The 14,863-nt window shown below is 51.9% G+C and carries 17 protein-coding genes and 1 riboswitch; of the genes, 5 read left to right on the forward strand and 12 right to left on the reverse strand.

Going from position 1 to position 14,863, the window contains the following annotated elements:
- Window position 1 precedes the first annotated feature (1 nt).
- From NYE33_RS25205 to NYE33_RS25220, 4 genes are read right to left on the reverse strand one after another with little or no spacing between them, the layout of a single operon-like run.
- Entirely contained in the window at window positions 2-970 is a 969-nt protein-coding gene (locus NYE33_RS25205) for a sugar phosphate isomerase/epimerase family protein (protein WP_341068093.1), read from the reverse strand.
- A 39-nt stretch (window positions 971-1,009) separates the two neighbouring features.
- Window positions 1,010-2,080, reverse strand: coding sequence for a Gfo/Idh/MocA family protein (locus NYE33_RS25210; protein ID WP_042136765.1), 1,071 nt, complete (start codon window positions 2,078-2,080; stop codon window positions 1,010-1,012).
- A gap of 48 nt (window positions 2,081-2,128) precedes the next feature.
- Complete coding sequence (locus NYE33_RS25215) at window positions 2,129-3,226, reverse strand: Gfo/Idh/MocA family protein (RefSeq protein ID WP_039303577.1); 1,098 nt, start codon at window positions 3,224-3,226, stop codon at window positions 2,129-2,131.
- On the reverse strand, window positions 3,219-3,986 hold the full coding sequence (locus tag NYE33_RS25220) for a sugar phosphate isomerase/epimerase family protein (RefSeq protein ID WP_042136762.1): 768 nt from the start codon (window positions 3,984-3,986) through the stop codon (window positions 3,219-3,221). Before NYE33_RS25220 ends, NYE33_RS25215 begins: the two co-directional genes overlap by 8 nt.
- Window positions 3,987-4,298: 312 nt before the next feature.
- On the opposite strand from NYE33_RS25220, the gene NYE33_RS25225 reads away from it, so the two are divergent.
- Entirely contained in the window at window positions 4,299-5,117 is an 819-nt protein-coding gene (locus NYE33_RS25225; RefSeq protein WP_039303582.1) for a helix-turn-helix domain-containing protein, read from the forward strand.
- Between the two features lie 2 nt (window positions 5,118-5,119).
- Here NYE33_RS25225 and NYE33_RS25230 read toward each other — a convergent pair whose 3' ends face one another.
- Window positions 5,120-5,332: a hypothetical protein gene (locus tag NYE33_RS25230; RefSeq protein ID WP_076244754.1), complete on the reverse strand. Its 213-nt coding sequence runs from the start codon at window positions 5,330-5,332 to the stop codon at window positions 5,120-5,122.
- A gap of 260 nt (window positions 5,333-5,592) precedes the next feature.
- On the opposite strand from NYE33_RS25230, the gene NYE33_RS25235 reads away from it, so the two are divergent.
- Window positions 5,593-6,273 (forward strand): TIGR00266 family protein, encoded by a 681-nt coding sequence (locus tag NYE33_RS25235; RefSeq protein ID WP_076244752.1) that lies wholly within the window; start codon window positions 5,593-5,595, stop codon window positions 6,271-6,273.
- A 105-nt stretch (window positions 6,274-6,378) separates the two neighbouring features.
- Here the strand turns inward: NYE33_RS25235 and NYE33_RS25240 are convergent, their stop codons facing one another.
- Complete coding sequence (locus NYE33_RS25240) at window positions 6,379-6,969, reverse strand: TetR/AcrR family transcriptional regulator (protein ID WP_341068099.1); 591 nt, start codon at window positions 6,967-6,969, stop codon at window positions 6,379-6,381.
- 138 nt (window positions 6,970-7,107) lie between these two features.
- On the reverse strand, window positions 7,108-7,581 hold the full coding sequence (fur, locus tag NYE33_RS25245) for a ferric iron uptake transcriptional regulator (RefSeq protein ID WP_042136755.1): 474 nt from the start codon (window positions 7,579-7,581) through the stop codon (window positions 7,108-7,110).
- Between the two features lie 253 nt (window positions 7,582-7,834).
- Here fur and NYE33_RS25250 point away from each other — a divergent pair, with 253 nt between their 5' ends.
- Window positions 7,835-8,410, forward strand: coding sequence for a hypothetical protein (locus NYE33_RS25250; protein WP_042136753.1), 576 nt, complete (start codon window positions 7,835-7,837; stop codon window positions 8,408-8,410).
- A gap of 132 nt (window positions 8,411-8,542) precedes the next feature.
- Entirely contained in the window at window positions 8,543-9,217 is a 675-nt protein-coding gene (locus tag NYE33_RS25255; protein ID WP_042136751.1) for an S-layer homology domain-containing protein, read from the forward strand.
- 115 nt (window positions 9,218-9,332) lie between these two features.
- Here NYE33_RS25255 and NYE33_RS25260 read toward each other — a convergent pair whose 3' ends face one another.
- From NYE33_RS25260 to NYE33_RS25280, 5 genes are all read right to left on the reverse strand, one after another.
- Window positions 9,333-10,082 (reverse strand): amino acid ABC transporter ATP-binding protein, encoded by a 750-nt coding sequence (locus NYE33_RS25260; RefSeq protein ID WP_042136749.1) that lies wholly within the window; start codon window positions 10,080-10,082, stop codon window positions 9,333-9,335.
- Between the two features lie 12 nt (window positions 10,083-10,094).
- A complete protein-coding gene (locus NYE33_RS25265) occupies window positions 10,095-10,763 on the reverse strand; it encodes an amino acid ABC transporter permease (protein WP_042136746.1) in 669 nt (222 codons plus the stop codon).
- A 93-nt stretch (window positions 10,764-10,856) separates the two neighbouring features.
- Entirely contained in the window at window positions 10,857-11,711 is an 855-nt protein-coding gene (locus NYE33_RS25270) for an amino acid ABC transporter substrate-binding protein (protein ID WP_042136744.1), read from the reverse strand.
- Window positions 11,712-11,973: 262 nt separating this feature from the next.
- Window positions 11,974-13,044, reverse strand: a complete 1,071-nt coding sequence (locus NYE33_RS25275) for a DHA2 family efflux MFS transporter permease subunit (RefSeq protein WP_445669792.1) — start codon at window positions 13,042-13,044, stop codon at window positions 11,974-11,976.
- Window positions 12,962-13,501 (reverse strand): MFS transporter, encoded by a 540-nt coding sequence (locus tag NYE33_RS25280; protein WP_341068107.1) that lies wholly within the window; start codon window positions 13,499-13,501, stop codon window positions 12,962-12,964. Before NYE33_RS25280 ends, NYE33_RS25275 begins: the two co-directional genes overlap by 83 nt.
- 407 nt (window positions 13,502-13,908) lie before the next feature.
- On the opposite strand from NYE33_RS25280, the gene NYE33_RS25285 reads away from it, so the two are divergent.
- A complete protein-coding gene (locus NYE33_RS25285) occupies window positions 13,909-14,589 on the forward strand; it encodes a TetR/AcrR family transcriptional regulator (protein WP_341068109.1) in 681 nt (226 codons plus the stop codon).
- 68 nt (window positions 14,590-14,657) lie between these two features.
- Window positions 14,658-14,760, forward strand: a riboswitch (TPP riboswitch).
- The last annotated feature ends 103 nt before the right edge of the window (window positions 14,761-14,863 follow it).

Below are 14,863 nucleotides of genomic sequence, written 5' to 3' on the forward strand. Positions count from 1 at the left end.
GTTAGACCCACCACATCTCAGAAAGAGGCTCTTCAATAAGTACCTGGCGGAGATTGTCTACAGCCTTGGAGAAGCCTTCCTCAATAGACATCAGGCCGTCTTCGTGTTCAATGCTGACCACATAGTCGTATCCTACAAGGCGGAGCGCACTCATCATGTCCGCCCACACCTTGACATCATGTCCGAAGCCTACGGAACGGAACTGCCAGGCGCGGTCAAGCATATTCGTATAGGACTGCATATCGGTCAGGCCATGCTTGTTGACATTGACCGGATCGATTACCGTATCCTTCGCATGGAAGTGATGAATTGCGCCTTCACGGCCCAGAATATGAATCGCCTGTACCGGATCAATGCCCTGCCACCACATATGGCTCGGGTCCAGGTTCGCGCCAATGGCTTCCCCTGCAGCTTCTCTTAGTCTCAGCAGCGTAGCTGGCGTATGCACCGAGAATCCTCCGTGCAGTTCAAGGCCAATCTTCACATCATGCTCAGTTGCGAAAGCAGCCTGCTCCGTCCAATAAGGGATCACTTTGTTCTCCCACTGCCAGGTCAGAATCTCCTGGTAATCATTCGGCCATGGCGCAACCGGCCAGTTCGGATATTTCGCGCCTTCATGATCGCCGGGACAGCCGGAGAAGGTATTCACAACCTTAACACCCAGCTTCTGTGCCAGCTTAACCGTGTTCACGAAATCCTCATGGTCCTTGGCTGCCAGCTCCTTCTGCGGATGCAGCGGATTGCCGTGGCAGCTAAGTGCACTGATAATCAGACCGCGGGATTCTACTGCATGCTTGAATTCCTTAAGCGCTGCTTCATTCTCAAGCAGCAGCTTCGGATCGCAATGGCTGTTGCCGGGATAACCTCCGGTGCCGATCTCAACTGCCTTCAGCCCTTTGGATGCTACGTAATCCAGCGCTTCCTCCAGCTTGCGGCCGCCGAACAATACCATAAATACTCCAAGTTTCATTGATGTTGCCACCTCTCCCTGATCAGTTCTCGTATCTTGTTATGCACCGTAGATATCGAAATTCTTGATGGTCTCATTCTTCTCTGCCGCTTCAAAGATAGCTTCAATCAGAATAAGCACACGCAGCACTTCAGCGTTCTTGACAATCGGTTCAGCTGTACCTTCGATTACAGCAGCCAGATTATCATAGAAGCTGGAGGATAGCTCAGACGCCGCCGGCAGGTCTCCGGCAATTGTCGAGCCTTCCGATGGCGGAGCCATCGTCTTGGTTAACCCTACACCTGCACGGATCGGTGTCGGTTCTATTTTCTCGGATGCATTATTGCGGGTGACTATTCTTCCTCTCAGAGACCAGTCCTCAATAATAGCCGTTCCCTCAAGCCCCTTCACATACCATCTTGGCAACGTGATAAAGTTGGTGGTTCCGACTTCAACGATGGCTTTGATCCCATTCTCAAACTGCAGGCTGGCCTCGAAACCGTCATCCACATCATTGCCGAGAATATAGCTCAGGCTGCTGCTTACGCTTGTGACTTTGCTGTCAATCATGAACAGCAGCTGATCCAGCAGATGAACGCCCCAGTCCAGCAGCATCCCTCCGCCCTGCGCCTTCACATGACGCCAGTCGCCGGGAATCCCGTTAGCACCATGCACCCGGGACTCAAGCTGGAAGAGTGATCCAATCGTCTCCTTCTCATACATCTCCTTGATTACGCGGAAATCCTCATCCCAGCGTCTGTTCTGGTGCACCATCAGCACACGTCCGGCCGTATCTGCCGCTGCCTGCATCTCGGTGAATTCGGCCGAAGACATGGCCACCGGCTTCTCACAGACCACATGCTTGCCCGCCTGAAATGCACGAACAGCAATATCCTTGTGCACATCATTCGGTGTTGCGATCAGAATAATGTCCACCTCCGGATCTGCCAGTACTTCCTCATAGCTGGAATAAGCGGTGTAACCTGCTTCGGCAGCCAGCGCGCGCCGCTCTTCCAGCAGATCGAAGGCTCCGCTCACTATCACGCGGTCGCTTTCTTTAATTAATTGCGTGTGATAGCTGCCCATTCCGCCGTAACCAACGATAACTACAGTATGTTTGATTGAACTCATGGATTCCACTCCTGTTTTCTCTAATAGTCGCGTGAACCGGAGATGCTCTTAGTTGTCAGAACTTCCGTCAAAATAAACGGCACGTCCGGTACGTGCTGATTCATACACTGCTTCAAGGATCTGGGTAACAACAAAAGCCTGCTCCGGCAATACAACCGGATCTTTATCTTCTCTTACCGCTTCCAGCCACAGACGCGCTTCACGGTCAGCTTCAGTCTCAGCAGCACCGGAGTAGAAGGCTACTCCGCCTGATCCAAGATCAACTTTGGTTTCGTACAGGCGTCCGGCACGTTCGCCGTTCAGACGCAGGCCATCCTTCATGTCTGCTCCGCCCTCCGTACCGGCGAGCATTGTCTTGGCTTCACCAAATTCTGACACATTCAGCGCCCAGCTGGCTTCAAGCACAATTGTAGCACCGTTCTCCATTGTAATGAAGCCGAATGCGGAATCTTCAACCTTGAATTGTTCCGGATCCCATGGACCGAAGGCATTCGCCGCATTCTTCTTCTGGCCCAGCTTGTGGAAGGTGGAGCCTACAACCATACGCGGTTTGTAGTTATCCATCAGCCAGAGCGTCAGATCCAGTGCATGTGTACCGATATCGATCAGCGGTCCGCCGCCCTGTTTCTCTTCATCCAGGAATACGCCCCAAGTCGGAACGGCACGGCGGCGAAGCGCAATAGCCTTACCGTAATAGATATCGCCGAGTTCTCCGCTCTCGCACAGCCCCTTCAGATAATCACTGTCTGCACGGAAACGGTTCTGATAAGCAATGGATAATTTCTTGCCAGTGCGCTTGGCGGCATCCAGCATTTCCTTCGCCTGGGCAGTGGTCTTCGCCATCGGCTTCTCGCACAGCACGTGATTGCCGGCTTCGAGGGCGGCCACAGTGATCTCGGAGTGGCTGTCGTTTGGTGTGCATACATGCACGATGTCGAATCCGCCGGCAGCCAGCAGCTCACGGAAATCGGTGAATACAGCAGCGCCTTCCGCTCCGTAAGTCTTGGCAGCCTCTTGAGCACGTTCTTCTACGATGTCACAGAATGCCACCATTTCGGCATCCGCCTGACGGGAAAGACTTGGCATATGTTTGCCGTTTGCGATACCACCGCAACCGATAATAGCAATTTTGAGTTTGTTAGACATGAATATTTCCTCCTTGATTACCATATGATTTGATCCAATTCAAACTGTCAGCTACACTGGCAAGCGGTGAACGGCTGCAATAATCCTGTTCAACCACTGCCCATTCCACACCAGCCGCCGCGGCTGCTTCAATAATTGCAGCCAGATTGACTTCGCCTTCACCCAAGACCACAGTCTCCGGAGAACCGTCTTCGCGTTTTTTCAGGTCCTTGAGGTGGATGATCGGCAGCCGTCCTGCGTATTTATTGATGTATTCTACCGGATCATATCCGCCATAATACACCCAGCATGTATCCATTTCCACTTGAAGCTGCTCAGCAGGCACCTCATCGAACAGGTAGTCAAAAGCTGTGCGGCCGCCCACCTTCTCCGTGAATTCGAAATCATGATTATGATAAGAAAGAACCGCCCCGCCTGCCCGGCATTTGTCGCCGATCAGCCGCAGGTTCTTAGCCACTTCAGGCCAATTACGCTGTTCTTCCGTCAGAAAAGGCACGATCAGATTGCGGTTGCCAATCTCCAGATTGAAGCTGATTTCCTGTTCCGTATCGTTCAGCATAACATCGTACGGGCGATGCGCTCCGAGAGCCACGAGTCCTGTTTCCTCAAGCAGTGCCTTCACCTGCCCGGCCGTCCGGCCGAAATAGTGGAAGAATTCCACACCGCTGTAGCCCAGTTCGGCAACCTTGCGTATTGTCCCTTCGAAATCCTGTTCCAGTTCGTCTCTCAGCGTATACAGCTGAAGTCCTACCTTCAACATTATTGCTCTCACTCCTAAGTTTGATCCGAGAGTCCGACTGATCTTGCCGCCACCGCCCTTTGCCCCGCACCTATGCCAGGCATTCCACCTGAACAAACGGGCTGTAAACATAGGATGTAATATAGCTGTCTATCTGTCATCCGCTGCCTCCAGTGTTTGCCTATGTAGCGATCAGAGCCGCAATACAGCCTCCCCCACATCATTTGTATGTTTTTTGCTTAGGTACATGGTAATATGAAAGCGTATATAATAAAATGAATAATATGATTAAAACATGAACAATCTGCTTATCATTTAACAACAGGAGGACTCATGACACCTAACGCAGCCTGCCACATCCTATCCGCCGGATTCTCCTTCCACCGCAAGCCGTTTCATATGTCCCGCAGCGAAGGCGTCCAGTATTATCTGCTGCGCCTCCAGACCGAAGGACGCAGCCGGACGATGGAAGGCGGAGTCATCACTACTGTCGAGAGCGGCAATCTGATGCTCTTCGCACCGACCGATCCCTACTACTTAAGTATCGACAAGGAAGTCTACCCTGTCGGCAAGCCGCGGATTGAGAGCGGCGACTATCATATTTTCTGCAGCGGCCCCTGGATTGAAGAATGGTGGGGACGCAAGCATCGCCCGGCTGTACTCCGGCTGCCGCTCAGCGACCATATTCTTGGCCTGTTCCGCCAGCTTGTACTGGAGCAGCGCCGTCTATCAGATTCTTCACCGGATATCTCCGCGTGTTATCTGCAGATTCTATGTATGGAGATTGACAGGCTGATGTCCGAGCAGCCGGCAATTTCACCCAAGGCCTATCTTGCTTACCGGATGAAGCAGTATGTCGAGGAGCATGCCGCGTACGCCTTCCGTCTGGAGGATGTGGCCGGCCATGTCGATATTTCCGTCTCCCGCGCGGTTCATCTGTTCAAAGAAGCGTTCGGCACTACGATTGTGAAATATGTAAATGACGTCAGGCTGGATATGGCCAGGGAGAAGATCACCTTCAGCCCGATGCCGCTGGAGCATGTATCTGAAACTTGCGGGTTTGCCAACTATACGTACTTCCACCGTGTCTTCCGCAGCCGGTTCGGAATGTCACCCAAGCAGTACCGTATCCATAGCAGGGCGCAGGCGTAAGGTCACGAGACCAGTAGGCATGCAAAAGGAGCGCCATCATTATAGATCCGCTCCTTGTGTTTGACTTTATTCAATTGCTGGCGCTTGCCGGGTGTCGTCCGTACATGCTGGGAGATGGCGCCGTAGTCCTGATTCATCCTGCGGTTTCTTTCGGCACACCAGGTGCCGGAGCGTTCTGCCTTCAGCAGAGCTTTTTGCGTGCGTGTACGTGCCATATGCGGCCACACTCCTTGTCATAAGCTTATTCAGTACATGCGGTACTGTTATTTTAATTTTAACATAATCAACACATTACTGCCCGGTATAATTAACTATAATAGTCTATTACCTTGCCGTCAGCTTACACAGCCTTGTCTCCAGCTTGCGGCGGTGCAGCTTATTACAGTATTCTTGATGGGCAAGGTACATGCGTCTGGCAGAAGAAAGTCATCAATCATACTTAGAAATGAATAGGCAGAATCAGGAGGAGAAATCAATGAAATACGATGTGCTGTATGACGGCGCTTTTGCCATGCTGAAGGTAGTCCTGGAATCAGGAGAAAGTGTGAAGGCGGAGATGGGGGCGATGGTCGCCATGTCGCCGAATGTGGAGCTGAGAGGCACGGTAGACGGCGGGCTCATGCGCGGACTCGGCCGGATGCTGAGCGGGGAGAAATTCTTCTTCCAGGAGCTGACCGCCACCCGCGGACAGAGTGAAGTGCTGCTCTCACCAGGGGCAATCGGGGATATTCAGGCCATTGAGCTGGACGGCTCGTACAAGCTGATGGTGCAGAAGGATGGTTTCCTGGCTGGAACCCACGGTATTCAAGTGAACACCAAAATGCAGAATCTGACCCGCGGCTTATTCTCCGGCGAAGGCTTCTTCATTGTAGAAATCAGCGGCAGAGGTACGGTCTTCCTCTCTTCCTTCGGAGCCATTCACGCCATTAACCTCGGCCCTGGCGAGGAAATGATCATTGATAACGGCCACCTCGTGGCCTGGCCGGATTATATGGATTATAAGGTGGAAAAGGCAGCCTCCGGCTGGCTGAACAGCTTAACCAGCGGGGAGGCACTGGTCTGCCGGTTCCGCGGCGAAGGCGTCGTTCTGGTACAAACCCGCAATCCCGGAAGCTTCGGGACGTGGATCAAGTCCTTTGTGCCGAACCGGCCGTAGCAGCGGCGGGCTGCCGATTCCGAAATTTAAAAAAGATTGAACCTGTTAATAGAAGAATCACAGGTTCAATCTTTTTTGGAAATTCATCCGCGTTTGACCGGGTACTTAAACCATCAGCTTGTCGAAATGACTGGAAATGAGCATAATCATATCTTCCGGTGTTACCATTTCGGGATAGATTACACTATGGACGACCAATCCGTCTACTAATGCATGCAGCGTCTTAATTTCCCGGTCCAGATCCAGGTCCTGTCTTAACAGATTCACGGCATCCAGGTACTCCATCATCTGGCAGAAGCCGCTATACAGCCCGTTATGTACTTCCTGTTTCAGCGCCTGTATGGCGGGGTCCGCTGCTGCCCGTCCGACAAAAGCCAACCAGACCTCCGCTTCCGCTCTCCTCTCTTCATCAATGGGCATTAATTCATGAATCAGCCTCTCCACATCCTCCCGGGGATTCCCCGAGTATTGAAAGACCTCAACTCTCTGATAACTTCGTTCACTCACCAGTCTCATGGAGAAGGCAAGCAGCTCGGATTGGCTGGCAAAATAATGCCGCAGCGATCCCAGCGACATGCCTGCCTCCTTGGCAACATTCCGCACGGATACAGCTTCCAGACCATCACGCCGGATGATCCGCCAAGCCGCCTCCGCCAGATGATTACGGCGTTCATCATGGTCCACTTTTTTTGGCATAACGTCATTATAGCATGTGCACCAGCGTCATATCCCTGCTCCATAAGTCGCAAATGCGCTGATTCTCCGCTGCAGTCAAACAAAAAGACGCCGGCTGTTAAATCAGCCATGCGTCTTTGAATGTGCCCCAGCTGCGGCTCAGGATACAGCCCGGCATTCTTTATCGCCCTTGCAGCCGTTTCCCTTGCAGGTATTATAGGTGCCTTTGAAATCAAGCCGGTGATCGGTCACACTGAAGCCGTACTCACGGGCCAGCCGCGCTTCAAGGTCCAGCAGCCAGTCATCCTTAATCTCCTCCAGCTTGCCGCATACACTGCAGATCAGGTGGTGGTGCATATGAACATGATCGTCACCGCGCAGGTCATAGCGGGCAACGCCATCGCCGAAATTCATCTTTTCTACAATATGAAGTTCACACAGCAGCTCTAAGGTACGGTATACGGTCGCAAGTCCCAAATGCGGATAACTGCGCTTGACCAGCATATAGACCTCTTCCACACTTAAGTGATCCTTCTCGTTGTCCAGTAATACTCTTACTATAGCTTCGCGCTGAGGCGTAAGCTTATAATTCTGCGCCGCAAACTGCTGGCTGATATTTGCTACTCGGTTCACCCGGGTTCCCACCTTTCCGGAAGTTGAACAATTCCCGACAATAATTAGTAATCTTTACGATATAAGCATAACAAACTTGTCCGTCAAAGAAAAGGCCTGACACCAGTATAACATCACTTTTCCCCAAAAACGTATAAATAGGTTCTGCGGATTATGATTATATTATTGCCGGCTAGTCTTACGCCCAATCCGAAGTGCGCCCTCCCTCCATACCTTATATAGACTAAATCTCTTATAAGTGAGGATGATCCGGATGGTGAAAATAAAACCTAAGCAGACCCAGCGGCTTGTGACAGCCCGTGTACTGCGCAGAGTAGCCACGGCCATGCTGCCGTTCTACCGGAAAATTGCCGGCAACAGCAGTTATGCCGCTGATTGGACAACCGCTGTTGTCTCCGCAGATCTTGATCTGATGGGCAGCCTGCTGGCCAGAATTCCCACCCTTTCCAGAGTAGAGAATTATGGGACGAACGGCATCGGCTATTTCATCTCGTTTCCTTTTCCGCTGCCGGTTGCGTTCTACACAAATGGAACAACGATTCCGCCGGGCACGGTCCAGTTCACCTTCAGTACAGCAGCCCACCGGAGCATCGCACGGGCCGTTATTCCGCTCTACCGGGAGCTCTCTGTAAATAACTGCTTCGCGGAGAGTCTGGCTGCAGCCATCCGGCGCAGAGACCGCGGTGCGGTAACAGCGATGGTACGCAGCCTCGTCACAGCAGATTCGCTGAAATCCGTAACCATTGAAGACAGTGGGATCGCGCTGCTGTTCAGAACCCGGTTCAGTAAATACCCTTACCGCAACCTGCTGTTCCAGGAAATGATGTAAAACGTCTGCAACCTTTTTTATTGTCATTGCGTCATTAGAGTCAAGTTGAAACGGTTACGCCGTGCTGTAACGGACAATCACCGGATCAGCGTGAAATCTAGTGGTACAACCTACAATAGAGGTGGAATTCAGATGAGTATCAAAAAAAACACGATCGCAGCTTTTACAGCCGTAACGCTTCTTACCTTCTCTTTCGGCGGACAAATTTTTGCAGCCGGCAGCAGCTTTAAGGATATTGACAGTGTAACCGGTAAGGACAAAATCAACTCTCTGAAGCAGCAGGGCCTGATCAAAGGGATATCGGATACCCAGTTTCTGCCCGCATCCACTGTAACTACAGCACAAGGCGTTCAGTTTATCACGGGCGGACTCCAGCTTAGCCTGGCCGCAATCAGTTTCAACAAGGCTCCCGTAGCCAGTGCGATCTTCTCCAAAGTAAAAGACAACGCCTGGTACGCAGAAGCCTTCATCAATGCACACTATAATGACGTGGATATTCCCGCTGATATTGATCCATCCAAACCGATTACCAAAGAGCTGTTCACCAGCCTGCTGATTCAGGGCGTTGAGAAGGCAGGCAACCTGCCGATGATCAACATCGTGCCGGTGGACATCGCCGATGCAGATGCGCTTGAGCCATCCTACCAGGGCACTATCCAGCGGTCCCTGAAATACAACATCAATACACTGGATGCTAACGGCAAGTTCAACCCGAAGAGCCAGCTCACCCGCGCCGAAGCGGCAATTATGCTCTACAACGCACTGGACTATTTGAACTCACGCAGTGATGGAGCAACACAGAACTAACTAATGGCTGAGTAATCCTTCGTGCACTCCCCCGTGCATGATGAATTCACAAGCAGAAAAGGCAGTCCGGGATTCCCCTCCCGGACTGCCTTTTTGCATTAATGCCCACATTCGTTTAGTCTTCTCCGCTGAGCCGGTTCAGGAACTGCAGGGCGCGCGGATTCTTCGTCTGCTCCAGCACCTGCTGCGGAGTTCCCTGCTCCAGAATGACCCCGTTATCCATTAAGATGATCCGGTCGGCCACATCGGCCGCGAATTTCATCTCATGGGTAACAATAACCATCGTCATTCCTTCCCGGGCCAGCTGCTTGATGACCTTCAGCACCTCACCGACCAGCTCCGGATCGAGCGCCGAAGTTGGCTCATCGAACAGCAGCACCTCCGGCTCGACCGCCATCGCCCGGGCAATCGCCACGCGCTGCTGCTGGCCGCCGGACAGCTGATGCGGATAGGTATCCGCCTTGTCGGCCAGCCCTACCTTGTCCAGCAGGGCAAGCGCCTTCGTTCTGGCTTCCTCCCTGGAACGCTTCTGAACGGTCACCTGGCCCTCCATTACATTACCGAGTGCCGTCATATGCGGGAACAGATTGTAGGACTGGAAGACCATTCCCGTCTGCTGGCGAAGAGACAGCACGGTACGCTGTGGAATTTTGCCGCCGGGAGTGAAATCCAGCTTAATATTATTCAGAGCCAGGCTGCCCTTGTCGGGAGTCTCCAGCAGGTTGAAGCAGCGCAGCAGGGTGGTTTTGCCGGATCCGGAAGGTCCGATAATGACCATCACCTGGCCATGCTCAACGGTAAGATCAACCCCCTTCAAGACCTGCAGCGGACCGAAGGATTTATGTAAATCACGTATTTCAATCATGGGTATGCCTCCTTAACTGGCCGAATACCGGTCCAGCCGCTTCTCCAGGTATTTCTGCAGCACCGATAATACTGAGCAAAATAACAGATAGAATAAACCCGCTTCGCAATACAACAGCAGCGGTTCATAGGTGGTGGCTGTAATTTGCTGAGCTTTTCTGAACATTTCTACATATGTGATGCTTGCTGCAAGTGATGTATCCTTCACCAGACTAATAAATGAATTGGATAATGGCGGAACCGATACCCGGGCAGCTTGAGGCAGAATCACCCGCCGCAAAGCCTGTCCACGGCTCATACCGACGGAGAAGGCAGCCTCCCATTGCCCTTTATGTATGGAGAGAATAGCCGCCCGGACAATTTCCGAGGAGTATGCCCCGACACTAAGGGTGAAGCCAATCACAGCTGCGATGAACGGATCAAGCACAATACCTACCGTAGGCAGCCCGTAGAAAATAATAAACAGCTGAAGCAGCAGCGGTGTTCCGCGGATGACCCAGACGTAGAAGCCGGCAATCAGCTTCGGAATTCTCCAGGAAGAGAGCCGCACAAGCGCAGTAATTACAGCAAGTGTAAGCCCAAGTGCAAAGGAGACCAAGGTCAGCGGAATGGTAAAAGCCACCCCGGCTTTGAACAGAGGCAGCAGTGAATCGAGAAATATTTGTATTTTGCGGTCATCCATCGTTCTGACATCCTTCTTGGAACGGCAAGGCGGAAGCAACCAGCTCCGCCCTGTGTCCATAAGTTATTTGAGACTGCCGTCAAGCAGGCAAGCTTATTTCGATACATCAGCTCCGAAGTACTTCTCGGAAATCTTCAGATATGTGCCATCATCATGCATGGCAGTCAGCGCTTCATTCACTGCCTGCACAAGCTCATCGTTACCCTTCAGGAAGACCGCTGCACTATACGAGCCTTCTGCAATCTCATCAACCTTCTTGATCTTGATATCAGGCTTCTGCTTCTTCAGATCCAGGAAGGACAAGCCGTCATTGACGGTTGCATCAATCCGGCCGGAGGTCAGCAGATCAATTGCCTGATTGAAGCCTTCGGTGGATACAATCTCTGCACCGTTATCCGTTGCAATCTGTCCGAGGTTACTTGTCAGGGACTGGCCGGCTTTCTTGCCCTTGAGGTCCGCGAATGATTTGATATCTTCATTATCTTCACTGACGATCAGCACAGCCTTGGATACGATATACGGGTCGGAGAAATCATATTTCACTTTGCGCTCATCCGTAATGGAAACTTCGTTGAAGATCGTATCGAACCGCTTGGCATCCATGCCGGCAAAAATACCGTCCCACTGAGTCTCGATAAACTCGGCTTCCACGCCCAGACGTTTAGTTACTTCTTCAGCAATTTCCACATCGAAACCGGTCAGCTTGCCGTCGGCATCATGATATGTGAACGGGGCATAGGTGCCTTCTGTTCCGATACGCAGCTTGCCGCTGGCTTTGACAGCTTCCAGACTATTCTGCTCAGCAGGTGCTGCACTATCAGTAGCCGCCGCAGTCGGTTCAGCCGCCGCATTGCCGCCTGTTGCTGAATTATTGTTATTGTTGTTGCCGCATGCCGCAACCACGGCCATGGTCAGGAGCAGCATAATTGTCAGACTAAGTTTTTTCATAAGATTAATCCCCTCTCATCTCTCTTTATGTTCCGGACTTGCCGGCAAAATGAATCGTAACACTGAGCTGTTACATCCGTCAATAACTTTTTCCGATAATAAACATCGGATTTATGTTATATAGGTTTTTGATAGTTTAGCTTGCCCCGAAATTGCATTTCTACATCAGTGGAAGACAAACTAAATGATCCACAACGCAAAACAGCGACCCTCCAGTAACGGAGAATCGCCGCCTTACTTCTTATGAATGTGAATGCACCTATTAACCGTGCATGATTTCAGGCAACGCTTTCTCCCTGGAGCCTCCGCTTTCTGGTTTGCGGCCCCTGCGCAGCAGCAGTCCAAGGACGGCGCCGCCTAAAGCTACAAAAATCATAATGTGGAAGGTGTCGGCAAAGCCTTGGGCCAATACAGTCTGCTTGGCCAGCTGCAGGGCTTCCTTCGAGACTCCGTCCACCGTCTGCCCGGCAGCGGCTGCCGCCTCCTGCATTTCAAGACCACGCGCGGAGGTTCTGGCCGTCAGAATCGTAACCAGTGTTGACACTGCAAGTGAGTTAATGACCTGCTGCATGGAGTTGGTGAGTGAGGTTACCCGGTTGACCAGATTGCCTGGCGCCTTGTTCAGCAGATGCGTATTCATCGGCATCATCATCATCCCCATCCCTGCACCGCACATGATTAGCGGAAGAATGAGATCACGGCTCTGGGTGGTCAGATCGACATGGGAATACTGAAACAATGCGCCAGAGACCAGACTGAGTCCGCAAACCACCAGCCAGCGCACCCCGATCCGGTCGAACAGAATTCCGGCAATTGGCATCATCAGCCCGGAAGCAATGGCCTGCGGCAGCAGGGTCAATCCGGTATCAAATGCGCCGAAGCCGCGGGCCTGCTGCAGAAACTGCGGCAGTAGAAATAAAGCACCATATAAGCCGAACTGGGCGATCCACTGCACGATAATTCCGGTGGTGAAATCCACGGATTTCAGAATCCGCAGCTCCAGTAAAGGGGTCCTGGAACGCAGCTCGGCAATGACAAAGGCAATCAGTGCAACAGCTCCCAGAGATAACCCGATTAGCGTTTTGTCCGAGGTCCAGCTCTGCGCACCCTGACTTACACCGTAAGTGAGTGAAGCAAAAGCCAGCGGTCCGAGCACCATTCCGAATTTATCCATGCCGGGAACGGTGTTCTTCGCCGCATTCGGCAGCTTTCGCAGCCCGATCAGCACACAGATAATACCGATGGGGATATTAATCAGGAAGATCCAGCGCCAGGAGTGGTATTCCACCAGCCAGCCTGACAATACAGGACCAATCGCCGGAGCGAACAGCACGGGAAACGGGAATTCCCATAATCCCCATAACAACGCCGACTTTACTCTTCGGAGCCAGTCTGTACACATAAGCCATCCCGACCGGGAGCACACAGCCCCCTCCAAGACCCTGCAATACCCGGAAAACGACCAGCCATTCTGCACTGCTTGGCGTTGCACACAGAATGGAGCCGATCGTAAACACAATAACAGCTGTCAAAAAGACGTTCTTAGCCCCGAACCGGTCAGACAGCCAGCCTGACAGCGGAATGACCGAAGCCTGCGCCAGCATATACCCGGTTACGACCCACTGCAGCGTATGCAGGTCTGTATTGAAATCCACTACCAGTCTGGACAATGCCACATTCATTGCCGTACTATCCAGCACGACCATAAATACGCCGGCAATAATCGCCAGCAGCGGAACTAGAATGCCGGATAACCGGAAATCGGCATCCTGCTTCAAGGTCTGATCCATACTCCTTCTCCTCCTGAAGTGTCCGCTTCAACTACGTTGACCTGCGGGCAGGTTTGTCTATATAATTAGTGAACGGACAATTGTCCGCGTTCGCATTTCATAGTCTACGGACAATTGTCCGATGTGTCAAGCGGAATACGCCAATTCCCCACACTTGATTCGTTTACCGGCAGAATAGAGATTTCTTAGGACGCACTGTAGGCATAAATGTTGTATATTTTGCAGCTTTGATTCATGGATAGCCGGGTTTCCGGATGGATTGTTGTATGAAATGCAAGAATAGTTCTGTTAAACTGCTTGAACAAGCTGAAATAATGCATTTTATACAACAATTTGGGATTTAGGCCGATCGAATGAGGGAAATGTTGTATTATGGGCAGGATTTACTTTATATGAAAGGGGACATCATGAAAAAAACAGAGACAGAAGTTGAACCTGTAACATCAGCTCCGGGGATCATAGAGAACAAAGATAACACAGTGAACACAGACATCGCTGCAAAAGAACCCGCAGATCCTTATATGCAGCGGATACTCGAGGCGGCCCGCCAGCTGTTCACCGAGAGCGGCCTCGAAGCTGTCAGTATGTACGGCATCGCCAAACGGGCTGGTATAGGGCAGGGATCGCTCTACCGCCGCTTCACTGATAAGGGCGAAATCTGTTCGGCCCTGCTGCTGGACAGCACCGAGCAGTTTCTGTCGGGGATGGAACAGCAGCTTGCTGCCAGCGCTGGTGAAACGGCTGCCCTCGCGCATCTGCAGAGCAGCATTGAGCAGGTCGTTGGTTTCATTGAGCAATATGCGGAGCTCTTGAACATGATCAAATCCGAATTCACCGGCAAGAAGCAGCTTACCCAGTTCGAACATCCTTTTTTCCAGCGGCTCGGAGTGATTATGGGTGAACTTCTGCACCGCGCATCCGCGAATGGAGAGATTATCGGGATCGATCCCCGCTTCGCTGCCACAGCGCTGATCTCTGTACTTAGTCCCGATCTTTACCTGTATGAACAGAAACGGAACGGCTCCTCCAAAGAGGAAATCTCGCGGGGAATTGTTGCGTTGTTCATCACCGGCCTCTCCAAGCGCTGAGCACAGGCTCTTTACAACCGGGGAAATTATGGTATATTAAGTAGCAATTACGAATTCAATAGCACCTGTTATTTCACTAGGGGAGTCGGCCGACTGAGACGGAGCTTAAGCTCCGGACCCTTGGAACCTGATCTGGATCATACCAGCGGAGGGAAGTGGAGCAGAATGTATCAGCGGTTCCGCGTCTTTGCAAACTGACTGTACCTTCAGGCCCATTCATTTCCTCCGGAAATGGATGGGTCTTTCTTGTTTTCGTAGCGTAAACACTTTTCCC

The organism is Paenibacillus sp. FSL R10-2199, from assembly GCF_038000235.1.
Taxonomy (GTDB): Bacteria; Bacillota; Bacilli; order Paenibacillales; family Paenibacillaceae; genus Paenibacillus_AQ; species Paenibacillus_AQ phytohabitans.